Origin of the sequence: Alteromonas confluentis, from assembly GCF_001757105.1 — a bacterium.
GTDB classification, from domain to species: Bacteria; Pseudomonadota; Gammaproteobacteria; order Enterobacterales; family Alteromonadaceae; genus Alteromonas; species Alteromonas confluentis.
The window spans coordinates 47,328-61,076 of sequence record NZ_MDHN01000009.1 but is presented as its reverse complement, the minus strand read 5'-3'; the positions used below and the strand labels follow the sequence as shown (position 1 = coordinate 61,076).

General features: G+C 45.2%; 9 protein-coding genes. 3 read left to right on the top strand and 6 right to left on the bottom strand.

The window, feature by feature from the left end:
• Window positions 1–435 precede the first annotated feature (435 nt).
• Window positions 436–1,590, top strand: coding sequence for an AI-2E family transporter (locus BFC18_RS04420; RefSeq protein WP_070123988.1), 1,155 nt, complete (start codon window positions 436–438; stop codon window positions 1,588–1,590).
• A 30-nt stretch (window positions 1,591–1,620) separates the two neighbouring features.
• Here BFC18_RS04420 and BFC18_RS04415 read toward each other — a convergent pair whose 3' ends face one another.
• Complete coding sequence (locus BFC18_RS04415; protein WP_245680338.1) at window positions 1,621–2,649, bottom strand: beta propeller repeat protein; 1,029 nt, start codon at window positions 2,647–2,649, stop codon at window positions 1,621–1,623.
• A 218-nt stretch (window positions 2,650–2,867) separates the two neighbouring features.
• Here BFC18_RS04415 and BFC18_RS04410 point away from each other — a divergent pair, with 218 nt between their 5' ends.
• Both BFC18_RS04410 and BFC18_RS04405 read left to right on the top strand, forming a co-directional pair.
• On the top strand, window positions 2,868–3,746 hold the full coding sequence (locus tag BFC18_RS04410; RefSeq protein ID WP_070123987.1) for a LysR family transcriptional regulator: 879 nt from the start codon (window positions 2,868–2,870) through the stop codon (window positions 3,744–3,746).
• Window positions 3,747–3,923: 177 nt separating this feature from the next.
• Complete coding sequence (locus tag BFC18_RS04405; protein ID WP_070123986.1) at window positions 3,924–4,820, top strand: cation diffusion facilitator family transporter; 897 nt, start codon at window positions 3,924–3,926, stop codon at window positions 4,818–4,820.
• A gap of 66 nt (window positions 4,821–4,886) precedes the next feature.
• On the opposite strand, the gene BFC18_RS04400 is transcribed toward BFC18_RS04405, so the two are convergent.
• From BFC18_RS04400 to BFC18_RS04380, 5 genes are all read right to left on the bottom strand, one after another.
• A complete protein-coding gene (locus BFC18_RS04400) occupies window positions 4,887–9,476 on the bottom strand; it encodes a hypothetical protein (protein ID WP_070123985.1) in 4,590 nt (1,529 codons plus the stop codon).
• Window positions 9,477–9,714: 238 nt separating this feature from the next.
• The gene (locus BFC18_RS04395) at window positions 9,715–10,833 is read right to left on the bottom strand and encodes an RNA polymerase sigma factor (protein ID WP_070123984.1); all 1,119 of its coding nucleotides are present in this window, start codon (window positions 10,831–10,833) and stop codon (window positions 9,715–9,717) included.
• 2 nt (window positions 10,834–10,835) lie between these two features.
• Window positions 10,836–11,744, bottom strand: a complete 909-nt coding sequence (locus BFC18_RS04390) for an alpha/beta fold hydrolase (RefSeq protein WP_070123983.1) — start codon at window positions 11,742–11,744, stop codon at window positions 10,836–10,838.
• A 198-nt stretch (window positions 11,745–11,942) separates the two neighbouring features.
• Entirely contained in the window at window positions 11,943–13,049 is a 1,107-nt protein-coding gene (locus BFC18_RS04385) for an adenosylhomocysteinase (RefSeq protein ID WP_070123982.1), read from the bottom strand.
• A gap of 110 nt (window positions 13,050–13,159) precedes the next feature.
• On the bottom strand, window positions 13,160–13,630 hold the full coding sequence (locus BFC18_RS04380; RefSeq protein WP_070123981.1) for a CreA family protein: 471 nt from the start codon (window positions 13,628–13,630) through the stop codon (window positions 13,160–13,162).
• Window positions 13,631–13,749 lie beyond the last annotated feature (119 nt).

Genomic DNA, 13,749 nt, shown 5'->3' with positions numbered 1-13,749 from the left:
GTCGGGCTTTAATTGCACTGTCAGTACCAGCTTTAACTTCACTGAGTTTAAACAGCAAAAAATCGCGATAATTCGTCGATATGTAAAATTTATGAAAACAGGAGCCGCAGTTATTAGGCGTTGTGCACAAATCAATCGCATGACTGCACTTATTCAAAGCAGTCATTGCACAATAAATGTGTTGCGCATCGCGCTGATTTGGTGCGCATGACGCACCTATGCCATGTTATGTAAAGAGCGTAACGGTATATCTGAGAAAACTAATTGACGGGGAGAGAGAAAAATTTATAAAAGCAAATAGCAATTAATTAGTCTGAGGAACATTAATTTTGTGCTTCACCCACAGTGAACCGAACACAACACTTCACGTACCAACACTAATTAAAATGCGCAGTGTGCCTAGTAGAGCACTCGGTTTCATGAAAAGGCTGGCAAATGGACTACAGAGAAAACGGAACAAATAACCAGCAAGACAGTATTTTGCAGCCTGGAGTTAAGGAAAGTCGCCATATCCGCCTGCTCAAGACACTCGTTGGCTTGGCAATTATCTATACTTTATACCTGGCAAAATCACTGTTAATTCCGCTATTTTTCTCTGCACTGGTAGCGCTGCTGTTAAGCCCGCTTGTTAGAATTGCGCGCAGGTTCTTTATTCCTCCTTCACTATCTGCAGCCGCACTTATGCTCTTATTAGTAACGCCATTCACATTACTGGGGCTGGAATTAGCCGAGCCCGCACAACGGTGGATGCAGTCTTTGCCCAAAATAGCGGCAGAAGTCACACAGGAAATCGAAGAAATCAGTGACAGCTTAAAACAAGGCGCAGAACTCACAGCGCCTGAACCAGCGAAAGAAAACACCTCATTTTTTAGCTGGTTTGATGATGAGGAGGAACCAGAACCCAAGCCCAATGATGGCAACACAATGACGGACAGGCTTAAACAAAGCGGTATTGAATTAGGTCTGACCATATTAAGCAGTGCGCCTTTGCTGTTAGCTCAGATATTTGGCTGCCTGATCCTGATCTTCTTTTTATTGGTGTTCGGCCCTAACCTGTTCAACGTATTCATTCGCGATTTTCCTATTGTGACCAATAAGCGCCGGGCACTGGTGTTGGTTAACCATATCCAGCGGGAACTTTCTGCGTACATCATTACGATAAGCATGATTAATGGCTTGCTTGGTGTTGCCACCGCTATCGCATTTACCTTTTTGGGTGTACAGGATGCAATATTGTGGGGTGCGTTGGTCGCGCTGTTGAATTTTGTGCCTTATCTGGGCGGTCTGATAAGTTGCAGTATTCTTTTGGTTGCAGGCTTGGTGCAGTTTGGTCTGGTGTCTGCTGCTTTGCTACCCGCTTTTGTATTTCTCGGTATTAACATTTTCGAGTCACAACTTGCCACGCCCACGGTGCTAGGCCGCAGCTTGCGACTTAACCCGGTGATTATCATCTTATGGCTATCGATTACCGGCTGGTTGTGGGGCATCGTAGGCGTGTTGATAGCTGTACCCATTTTGATGAGTTTTAAAATTATCCTGTCTAATTTAGGTGCCCTGCCCCACTGGGTGAAGTTTATCGAGTCGAAGTGATTATCCAGCATCCAGCAGAAAAGGCATAGGCTAGTAAACTTCAATCAGCCCTTCTTTTCCGGCCCCTATACAGCTCTTACTTTGCTGGCAGGCAATGCTCCAGATATTGCTTTTACTGATCACCTGCCATTCACTGGCATCTGGCTTTAGCACCGCCACGCCATCTGGATTACTCACCCAATATTCAATGCCTTCCGAGGTAGGTAACAGCGCCGAGCCGTAAACCGCTCCCCTGAGCGGGAGTGGCGGCAAGGCAACCCATTTACCGCTTCCCAAGTGATAAAGCCAGGCTTCCGCCTGTTTGCCTGCGGCCTTCAGGCTGCCACCAGCTACAAAAATCGCCTTTCCTTCAACTTGAACTGAAAAAACGCCGCCAGCCTCTCCACCGGGTATGGGGGTTTCAAGACTTCGCCATTCCCCGTTTTCCTCAATGAGTAGCCGCGACGTTTCGCCGTTACCGGTACCAATGATAATACCGCTGTCGTTGTAGCGACTCAGGCAGGTTCCACTCGAGGCAAATCCCCCTTCAGAAGTTTGCGCCTTGATGTCCAAACTCTGACGTTGCCAGTGCTTACCGCCATCCTTTGTGGAAAGTACAAACAGCCCCTTCTCATCGGAATCTCCGTAGAGCCAGCCGTTGCTTTCATCTGTCATTGTAAAGCAGTCATAAAATGTAGAAGACGCTTCCCCTTGCGATACTTGCTGCCAACGCTCTCCCTTATCGCCACTGATATATATACCTGATTTATTCCCTTCTCCGGCGCTCATCACGATAAGTTGGCCGTTTTCCAGATACTGGTTGTCTCTGAATTGCAGAAAATCAGAGCGTACAGGCCCATTAATTTTTCGCCATTGCAAACCGTTATCGTCTGATAAGTAAATACCGCCGCCACTGCCGCTGGCAACCACAGTATCGTTTTGCCAGGTGACCGCCTGAAACGACACGCCTTTATCGAGCTGATGGGTAGTGATATTTTCCGTGGCTTGTGCATATGGCGCCAAACTGGCGAACGCCATCGAGAAAGACATCATTAATGTAGAAAGCGAGATGTTTTTCATCGAAGGTCTTTTAATTCGATGTTTATTCATAAGCGGGGCATGTTCCTTTGCATCATCAAATCGAGGTACGGGTCATTCAGAGCGCCAACCAGTGTAGACTGACCTTTGTCCTGAAATCAAAACCTTAACATCGCAATTTATTGAAATCCTCAGCAGATGCTGCACGTTTTCACTGCAAGATCGATTATGATAAGTAGACCTGTTCAACCGAGATCAATATGAATCTATCGCAGATAGAAGCCTTTTGTGCCATCGCCGACACCGGTTCGGTGTCTGAAGCAGCACGTCAACTGGAATGCAATCGCAGCAAACTTAGCATGGCGATTAAAGTGCTGGAAAGTGAGCTTGGTGTAGAGTTATTCGTGCGTACCGGCAATCAAATTGCGCTGTCAGAAGTTGGCAAAGCCATCTATAAAGACTGTGAGAGTATGCTTATTACCGCCACCCGCATTCGCGGTACGTGCGCGCAGGTAACCGAGGAATTTGCAGCCGAGGTATGGATTGCGCCAGACGACTCCCTCCCCGACTCGGTATGGCAAGGATTTATCCATCAGCTAAACAACCTGTTTCCCAATACGTCCTTTAATCTTATTTTGGCCTCATGCGGCGATCTCGCCAACCTGGTCGCAACCCAGCAAGTCGATTATGCCTTTGGTGTAGATTACGAACGTTTTGATGATGCTCGAATTACCTATAAGCCGCTGGGCAAAATTCGCATGATGTCGGTTTGTAGTGCATCGCACCCGCTGACTAAAATAAAGCGGGTCACCGACGAAGATCTGCGGAAATCCATGCAAGCTGCCATGGTCTATTTGAATGAACAGAATAACTCGAGTCTGGAACCCTTCTCTCGCCGCCATATTGGTTTTTCCAGCTTCGAATTTATGCTCAATACTATTTTGACAGAAAGTGCCTGGGGGGTGTTACCCGAACCATTAATTCGCCACCATCTCAGGGAAGAGCGCCTGGCCGTAATCCGTCATACCTACGGCTTAACGCAAGAGGATTATTGCATGGTAAGTTTAACCGGAAGTGCGGACAACCCTGCAATGGCGTGGCTGGCAGATAAGCTAAGCGACTATCTGTTTGACTTCTGAGTATAAACACCCCGCTAAGCGTCAATTTTATTGACACCACACTTTAATCGTATCTGTTTGATTATGTTGACAAATATATCAATACAGATTTATCCGGCCGATTAACACACGAGAATGCCGTTGTAAAAAAGCCCGATTGGACGAAAATAAGCGCAGTTTTCAACAGGTGTTTAATTTATGTGTATCCAAACAAGCCGCAATGAAAAGCGCACTCTGACCCTCTCAGCCCTTTCTGCACTGCTCTTCGCTGTTGCCGGACTGGTGATTGGTTTGCTTGTAGATTCACTGGTTATTGTGTTCGATGGTGCCTATTCTCTGGTGAGTCTGGTGTTAACTTTATTGTCGCTAGCTGCAGCCCGCTTCATCGCCGCGCCATCGTGCGATCGTTTCACCTTTGGCCGCGCAATATTTGAACCTGCCGTAATTGCGATAAAAGGCGCTGTTATCTTGCTCGTAGTGGGTTACTCGCTTTACGCCGCGGTAGAAGCATTACTCACCGGCGGTCGTGAAGTAGATGCCTCAGTCGCCACAGCGTTTGGCGTAGTAAACGTGCTCGGCTGTATTGCTGTATGGGCATTAATTGCTGCACAAAGTAAACGTCAGCATTCAGGCTTACTGGATGCCGAAGCCGATCAGTGGCAAATGGACACCATGTTAAGTGTGGCGGTGACCGCGGGCTTTGTGGTGGCTTGGTTGATGACGCAGAGTTCATTGGCAGCCTATGCGGTCTATGCCGACCCGGTGATGATGCTACTTATTTCCCTGTACTTTATAAAGGTGCCGCTGAACATGCTGACATCGGCATTGCGCGAAATCTTTCTGATGGCGCCGAGTGAGGAGATTCGTGAACGGATCGATCAAAGTGTACTGGAAGCGGGTAAAGATTCAGATCAGGAAATTGAATTGGCGGGTGTAGCAAAAGTTGGTCGCGAATTATGGGTTGATGTAGATATATATCCCGACGACAGTGATGTTATCAGAGTGAAAGACATCGAAAAAACCCGTGAAACCATTCAAAAACGTTTGGCTAAGTTACCGCTGGAGCTTCAAATTAATGTGAATATCGCCAGCTAGCGCGGAACACTTCGAACAGGCCGTTATTTCGGCCTGTTTTTATTAGCAACGCCAAGTTCATTAGCTCTATTCTATATCTGAGCCGCCACCTTTTAATAAACTCAGGTTTTTTATCATCAACGGAATTAGACCAAGCGCCGCGGTAGCAATTCCCAATAGAGAATCCAAAGAGCTACCGCTGGAATAAATAAAGGCGGCCATCAACACCAGCAATATGGCAAAAATGGGGATCCGTATGATGCTCCAGACTCCAGTGCTGGTGTTGTCCATCCAGCTTTTCATCACAGATTCGGGTTCTGCAGTCAGTACAAACTGCCTGAAGCTTTCATTGATAAGATGCCATCCCTTGTCTCTGTATAAGTAACAGCGCCGAACCAAACGTTCGATAGTAACTGCACTTTGAGGATTAATCGTTGCCCCGTGGGCCATACGCCAAAGAATGATTTTCTCCTTAATGGTGCATTCTTCCCATTTGCGTCGATAGAGGGGGCCTGCATGTACTAACATAAATTCTATTATTTGTTCTGGCTCCCTTAACCTCTCACTGTCAAACTGGGGCAGAACCGAGGTAATTTCGGGCCAAGCTGCACATTCATAGCTTAAAAGCTCATTAACGTCGAAAGGGTTTAATGGCAGGGATTTATGTACTGGAGACCAGGCGTAATACTTGTCAAATTCGGAAAATAGCGTCGCCCATTCAGTCTTTTCATCTATATTAACTTCCGCTACTGACCCGTATTGGTAGGCATTTGGATTTAGCATCCGATAGAGGGGGGCTGTCTCAGACACGATGACTAACAAAACTTGTTTATTCAGGTGTAACTCAAACAGTAAATCCAGTGCATCTTTTTTAGCTTCCGGGTTTAAACTCAGTTGCTCTAGTGCTGAAACTGCTACAACCATATGTTTGCCAACAGATTTACCTACACATTTTTTTATCCTCTCACTAAAATAAAATACATTGGCATGCTCATCAGTAGAGTAAAACTTATCCAAACAATCGACAATTCGGAAAACTTTTCTTTCGAAAAGTACATAAGAGTTGTTTTTTTCAGAATTTCTTAACAGTTCCATTTCTCCCTTCAACCTGGTAGCGTTCAGAATCAGCTGTGAGTGCCCGTCAATTTTCAGTTTATGAAAATTCAGCTGAGGGAATTCTGAAGGATAAGAAAACTCCCCCCTATCCAGATCACCAAGCCGGTATTGATCTAGTATATGCTCGCCCATTAATCGGCGCACTATGAGCTGTCTGACAGTCAGGTAAAGTCCAAAAGGCACGCCCAGGAACATAAGTGTAACGATCATAACACCGCCAGATGTTGTCAACGGTTCAATAAGAAATAAATCAGCTCGGTAACGAAGTTGTGAAATAAACGGTTGATCAGTTTTCATCAAATCTTTTTTTGCCGCTAAAGTTAGTTGACTGATGAATTCAGTCTCACCCAACATTGCTCCAAACAAATAATTGAACAATCTGTCTGTGGAGTTTCCCTTGTAATTCGTTGCTTCATTTTGAATTTGTACCCAATCAGGTCTTTTCCTACTTTCCGCAACACTTCCCAAGGCATAGAACTTATTAGCCAACGATTTGAATGTATTTCCTAAGCTGATATCACATAATGATTTCTCCTTGGAATAAGCAATCCGGCCTGTCATGGTTTGGGTTTCACAGGCATCGCCGGTCAGAAAACGAATATAACTAGCAAACACTTCGTCTTTCTTACTAATTTCACTTTTTAGCGCTTGCTCTTCAAACTGAGCTTGCCTTGATAGTAAGTAATCATGAGCGCTAAAGGTAATTATTGATGCCGGCACACTACCAGCAAAATAAAAAAGACTAGCTAAAAACCAGACGTAGCTTGTCGAAAATCGTGTTTTCTCTCTTGAAAATGTTGATTCGGGTCGGCTGGCATTTTTATTTTTTCTACTAATGACCCACCACAAAACGAGCCCTAAACATATTACTATGCCAAATTGCCAGCTTCTGAATAAAAAGATAATAGTCAAAGCCAATAAACAAAGGGAAAGCAGCAATTTAGCACATAAGAAATTAATCAGAGGGCTTTCCCATAATTTACACTGACTTCTTTTCAGTAATATACTGCATGCTGAAATAAGGAGAACAATTCCTATAAGTGCACTAATTTGGTTTTCAGGAATAATTGTGTAGAACTCTCTCCAGGAAATAAATACTGCGAGCAAAACCGGAATGCAAAGGCCTGTGAAAGCGATAAGTGGCTGTCGCCACCAATAATACATATTGTAACGTAGTTGCCAGCAGTAGATGACCAGTGAAGCCAGTACCGCTGACATCACGGACCAGAGAAGTAGCCTGCCTACCAGGCTGACCACTATACCCATTAGCGAAATAATAAAAAGACCTGTCGCAAATGTTAGGATCGTGCCGCCCAAGTAACACATTTGTTTGTGGCGGTTGTAATAACACAAATCCTGCCAGAATCGTTGAATAGTCAGATATCGGAAAATTATAAAGCCAGGAATAATAGTCAGTAAAAAAATAAAGACCGTTGTAAAGACCATCACCATATTAATAGTTTGTAGTTCCGTCGGATCGAAAAAAACAACAAGATGCCAAGGTGCATTGTTCGACGCTGAGGGCTCTAGTAGAGACCCTACAACCGCCTTATGAGGTACTCCCTTATATTCCAGATTAACGGGAACACTCTGATTTGAAATAGATGTCGTTGCCGCTCTCAATAATGCATTTTGGCTAGTTTCAATAAAGAAATTCTCCACGAGACTTAGCGAATCATCACTGTGAAAAATAACATCACCTTGTTCGTCGATAACTGCAAATCCAAAATGCTTTGGTAAAATGCGATCAACAAGTGATGATAATCTTGTACCTGCAAAATGCATTTTTACTTCGTCTTGACCACTCTCTATTTCTTCATGAGAACGTTTTATTGGTGGGATTGTGAACATTAGATTCCGACGCCCATCCTCAATATTGAAAATCCGCTCCATAAATACGTTCTGCATATCTATTCCATCAAGCTTCATGCTCCAATACTCTTCGCGCATAGCCGCTTTAAAGTACTCTCTGTCAGAAAGGTCCAATAAGCTCGTGTTCACCAGCTTTTCAGAGAGGTATAAAAATGGCGTTAATTTATCTTTAACCACTTTCCCATCAGCACCAAGAGAGGATAAGGCTTCCAGGAACGAGCAGTTTTTGCGGCCTTCCACTGAATTTCCGAGTAACTGCGTGCTAAGAAAGCTTGTGTATACTGTATTTTCAAGCTTTATATCCGGCTTAATTTTTTCTTTTTTAGTTCTATCAATGATTTTATTGTGATTAAAACATGTTCCTAAAAAACCATACGCATTTACAATGTTGAGTGCGGGTATTAGTAAATATTGCTCAGGAATATAATTATATTTATCCCTTAAAAATTCACCCCAGGATTTAAGATTATTTTTCTTGTAAGTTAAAGGGCCGAGCAATGGATGCTCTTCTGTGGGTTGTTCCCTCGCAATAGCTAATCTTCGTGTTATACCCAGAACTTGCTTTACCTCTTTAGTGACATCTTGACGCATATCACGATAGATAGTCTTTAACTGCTTCTCTTTCACCTCGATCAGATAGTCCTGAAACAACTGTTGGGAGAGTCCAATGGTAACAATGCCTACAGCCACGATAAGTCCTAGGACGATTTGACTTTTATCTCCTGGCTGAATTGAATAAGTTTCACTGATAAATCTAAGCTTGAGTAGTGGGATAATCGCAATAAGGAACAATAACGCTAAAATCAGCCACATCAACATATCTGGCGGCAATTTCAGTTTCTGGGAGGTGATTAGTTTCTTTTTAACTGCCCCAACTAAATAGTAATATTTACCTTCAACGCTTTTACCTTTGCTGGTTAATGGATGAAGATAAATGCGATAGGTTGTGTCATCGAATTGAACGTCGTTGTATCGCGTACCGGAGAGGCGCACCCGATCCGAAACAGCTTCGTCTATATTTTTTTCGCTGCCATTAGCATAGAGTTCTGGTACAAGATTACCTATATCCTTAAAAAATAACTCAGGGTCATTAACTAACTTCGTTGCGTTATTCACCACGCTTTTGACTTCACCGCTATCTTCTACAAGCGCGACAGTTTGAAATCGATTAAGCCGTTGACTCAGTACATACTGAATACTGCTTTGGAGGGTAAGTTTAAGTTTAGTGTTTGCACCGTAATATACCGATTGTTCAAATATGGCTTTATCATAGCTCGGTATAAAAAAAGCAAATTGAGAGTTAGTTTTCTCTATTTCATATCTGTTTTTGTATTTGTCTTCAAAACCTACCTCAACAGATACATCTAAGACTTGTAAGTCGCGAAGCTCATTTGCAGACGTACTAAGAGAGCGAATTGCCGACGTACTTTTTTTTTCAACATCTTTTAGCTCGACGTTTTCAATATTAAACTTATTGGGCAACGAGTAATCAGAAGTTTTCTCTACCTTTTGTAGGGTTCGAGCAATAGTCCCTTCTATCTGCTGCAATTCCCGAAAATATAGTGTATTGAGAACATCTTCATTCCTCTCCATTTTCAGAAAATAGATAACACCGAAAATGACACTGCCTACAAGCAGAACTAATATGATAAATATAAGGCGGGAGAGGTTTCGCTTAAGCGGTGTCATAAAGCATCCTTGCTTTAATAACGTCACATCCTATCGAAGTCGAACTGCAGTAACCACTAAACGTTATAACTGAATAATTGTATAAAAATTAATCTCATCATAGCGTTCACATTACTCTCTTTCAATAAGAAAAAAGCGATATAAAAACAAATATAAACACCCCATAACGCTAGAAAACGAGCAATACGATGCTTATAGCTGAGGAGTTACCTATGAATATTAATTTGGGTCAGGCACTTTACCAGAGCGCCCTCCCACTTGTATACAGTCCCGCGATCATCCCAAGATTACCCAGAGTTATTCCTGTAAGAAGCCAGAAAGTACCGGAGCAGGAACCGAAAACCGACAACGCTTTTTTGCCTCTCGTATTTTCATCGGCAGCGATAATGATTTGCGTTTTGCGGGTTTGTACGAAAATCACAACCATCATGAGTTCGTAGGCCACAATAGGGAATACCCACCCCGAAGTGAATTCATAGGCAGCGGTCAGCAAAACGCCGGTGATAACGATGCCTATCATGGTGCGCTTACGCTCTTTTCTCAGCGCTACTTTTCGACCTTCGTTTCGCATGCGACGCAAAGGAATTTCTGCACTCAGGTAAACCGCGATTAAACCGGCAAATGTAGCCAACATGGCGCCACTGAATATCCACTGGAGTGCTCCTATCAAACCGCCCTTCATGGCTGTTGACGAACTTGCACTTGAAACAGTGGCTGCCTGAGCGGGCGAACTGATGCCCGCACTAGCGACAAGTACTGAACTGATAGTCAGTGTGGGCGCTGTCGATAAAATAAGTGCACCGGATTTATCCAGCAGTTTTCCTTTTAGCGTTTGGCGTGCCCGACTTAGTTGTTGGCGAACCGATGCATCCGAAATTGACAACAATGTTGCCACCTGTGCGCTCGACTGCTCCTCCCGATAATACAACAGGACAATTTCTCGGGTTTCTTCCGGCAAGTCGTCAACTACCCTTGCAAGAATTTGCGCCTGTTGGCTTCGACTTAACACCGTTTCAGAATCGCCGTCATCCTGACAAAATTGGGAAAAAAGTAAGTCAGCCTCGTCGCCTCCAACTCTGTCGGTAACCCGGTTATCCCGAAGATAATTGAACGCGGCATAGCGTGTAGACTGTCTTAACCAAGGCAGAAAGCTGGACGGGCTTTTCAGCGTGTTCAGTTTCTGCCAGCACTGAATATACACCTGCTGTGCCACTTCCTCACTGGCATCGAGATCTTTCACAATCGCCAGGGCGATGCTGCTGATGGTATTTCGAGTGGCCTGGATAAGACGCGTGAAGGCGTTGTTGTCACCTTTCATGGCCAGTAGTACGTCTTGTTCGGCGATTTGCACACTCATGATCATTCCTTGATAAAGTGGTTAATCTGTTCTTTCAGCCATGCCGGATCGTCGTACATGATAAAATGAAGGGACTGAGTGTTCATTTTTACCGTAGCACTGGGCACACTCGCAAGTTGCTGTTCATACATTTTTTCGACAGACTGTTTTCTCTGTGCATCCTGAAAGCCACCTGATGCGCCCAGCAAAACGATGGGGGTATCGGTTTCACGCAGAGCTTCTCGTAAATCACGACTCATTAAATCATACATGATTTGCCCAACAGTGGCCGGATCGGACGTACTGGCGAACTCTATCACCTTCTGATGCCCGGCTTCAGAAGCACTCTGTCGCGACAGACCCATTCGGGTTTGCCCTTCAAACTGCTCTCTGCTCATTGCCGCGTACATACCGCGAATCTGCGATGCTTGTGGTGCCAGCATTTCAACACTCACATCATTACTGCCAGTAAAGATGGCCCCGATATACGGCAGCCCATCAACAGAAATTGCTTTACTGATTTCCACGTCAGGGTTTACCGCCAGCGCCATAGCCAGAAAGCCGCCCATGCTGTGACCGATGACAACGGGATTGTCTATCTGATGTGACACCAAGTAATCAGCCACGGCATGTTCAACATTTTCCAGAGTGGTATCCGGCGCTACAGGCGTACGGCCAAAACCAGCTACATTGATAACGTATACCTTGTGGTCTTTTTGCAATTCATCCACGGTTGATTGCCAGACAGTACCGTCTGACATGAGGCCGGGAATGAGGATTACAGGCGTACCAACCCCATACTCATCGACATGAATAACGTTAGTATGAGACTCAGTGTCTGGGCTTGCAGCAACTGAGGATGTCAGCAGCCAAGCCCCCATGGTGAATGAAAGAGCAGCTGCAAAGCGGTGAGGTGGATAGAGACGTTTCATTATGATTTCCTTTGAGTGAAAGTACATAGAAGAGAAACGCCAACCGGTGAATATGTGACAGAAAAAACTAAATTTGTGTGAGAAAAAATAAAAAACCTTTTTAATCAGTAAATTAAAATCTTTATATTTTCACCAAATATCAATTCTTAGTTGTGACCGAACTCCAGCTCCGACTGTGCATAAAACAGTGGCACGTTATCACAGCACTTTCTTCCATGCCGTCTCAGGCAGCAGATACAAACCGTTCTCTGACTGCTCTCCCTCTCTGACGATAAATCCAATACCTGCCGCCATCACGGCCAGTGTCACATCGAATGCGTTGATGCTGTCGCCATATCCGGCAGTCAGGTTAAACATAGAACCATCGGCAAGCAGAAATACCGTTTTACCGTTACGGTTGTAAGCATTCACATAAGGCATAGGAAGAGATTCAGTACTATTGGCTTTCAGGTAAGCCACATCGATTTCTTTGGCCACGTGCCCAACGTTCAGAACAAAAGCGCCATCTTTAAGCCTATCCAGATGGCGCGCGCTTACTACCCCAGCCGCGCCGGTGGCGGTGGCAATTACATCCGCCTCTTTCGCGGCATCATCGAGACTCACCACCGGCCAGCCATCGTACTTCGCCTGCAGAGCACGGGCTGGATCGAGTTCGGCTACCTGCACCTGCGCACCAAACGCTTTGGCCGATGCTGCTACGCCTTGACCCACCAGCCCATAACCGATAACCACAACAGTCTTTTCATGCAGCGTGAGGTGGGTAGTCTGGAAGAAGGTCTGCCAGGCACTTAATCCCACCATGTGGCGATTATGCAGGCCTTCTTTTACTGGCAAATCGTCCCAGTTAAAAATCGGGTAACGGGGGGCTACACCACCTAACCGCGTGATACCGGAACCGGTGGCTTCAAGGCCTGCTTTTACCGTGGTTGATGCATCGTTCTCGTGCAGACGGGTAGTTAAATCTGCGCCCATTTCACACAGGTGCGTTGGCTGCCATGCCAGCGCCTTATTGAAAGATTCAGACCAGTCGGCGTCGCTCATATCGCGCCAGGCGTGAGCCGCTGCACCTTTTTCCACCAAATAAGCAACAACGTCATCTTGCACAGTTGTCGGGTTACAGGTTGTGAGAAATATTTCGCAGCCTCTATCCAATAGACCCGCCACCAGCGGCGCCATTTTCAGATCAAGGTGCATGTTACAGGCAAGGCGAACGCCGCTAAGGTCGGGAAGTGCCGCCAACGCGTCGCGAGTACGGGTCATATGAAGGGTTGCCCAGTCTAGCTCGGCCTGAAAATTCTGATACATGTAATTGCCTGAAGAAATTGGAAGAATAAATCGGGGCGCCATAATAGCAGGCTTCGCCTGTATCTTAACGGCAAAACGCCCCAATTATCATGCCGTTAGTCAGACGCAGATTAATCCTGCATCGGCTGCGTTTGATAAGCACTGGTGCCCCACAGTGGCACTGTCGACAAACTGTGCTTGAAGCTTCCCGATGTTTCCTTGGTGGAATACGCGAGGTACATCAATGTCTGACTTTTCCTATCGAGGATCCGGCGGATTTTCATATTCTTAAACAGCACACTTTTCGACTTACGGAATATCACTTCACCAGAGTCCGATTTATCAATCTCTGCCAGCATGGCGGGCGTAATGTCGCCGGTTTGACGGCAAGAAATTGAACTATCCGATGGATCAGCCAGACTCAAGTTCGCTTCGATGCTCGCCACATGACAAGTCACGCCGGGAATACCCGGGTCGGTCAGCGAGTCAATTTTAATGTCTTTGGTGGTAAATAAGCCCAACGACACATCACCCACCTCATTGTCGGAACAACCCGAAAGCAGCAGCAAGCTCGCCGCAGCAACACATAATCCGGTTCTCATAAAACATCCTCTTTTTTCAATTTTGTCAGCGTACAATGTTCCGACGCGTTTTTCATTGCGCTTGTTCAGCGAAAACAAAAATGGCGCCCATCAGGCGCCATTGTTAATGCATAACCATC

Coding starts and splice junctions, on each gene's coding strand:
- BFC18_RS04420 (WP_070123988.1), top strand. CDS start 436: ATGGACTACAGAGAAAACGGAACAAATAACCAGCAAGACAGTATTTTG.
- BFC18_RS04415 (WP_245680338.1), bottom strand. CDS start 2,649: ATGAAAAACATCTCGCTTTCTACATTAATGATGTCTTTCTCGATGGCG.
- BFC18_RS04410 (WP_070123987.1), top strand. CDS start 2,868: ATGAATCTATCGCAGATAGAAGCCTTTTGTGCCATCGCCGACACCGGT.
- BFC18_RS04405 (WP_070123986.1), top strand. CDS start 3,924: ATGTGTATCCAAACAAGCCGCAATGAAAAGCGCACTCTGACCCTCTCA.
- BFC18_RS04400 (WP_070123985.1), bottom strand. CDS start 9,476: ATGACACCGCTTAAGCGAAACCTCTCCCGCCTTATATTTATCATATTA.
- BFC18_RS04395 (WP_070123984.1), bottom strand. CDS start 10,833: ATGAGTGTGCAAATCGCCGAACAAGACGTACTACTGGCCATGAAAGGT.
- BFC18_RS04390 (WP_070123983.1), bottom strand. CDS start 11,744: ATGAAACGTCTCTATCCACCTCACCGCTTTGCAGCTGCTCTTTCATTC.
- BFC18_RS04385 (WP_070123982.1), bottom strand. CDS start 13,049: ATGTATCAGAATTTTCAGGCCGAGCTAGACTGGGCAACCCTTCATATG.
- BFC18_RS04380 (WP_070123981.1), bottom strand. CDS start 13,630: ATGAGAACCGGATTATGTGTTGCTGCGGCGAGCTTGCTGCTGCTTTCG.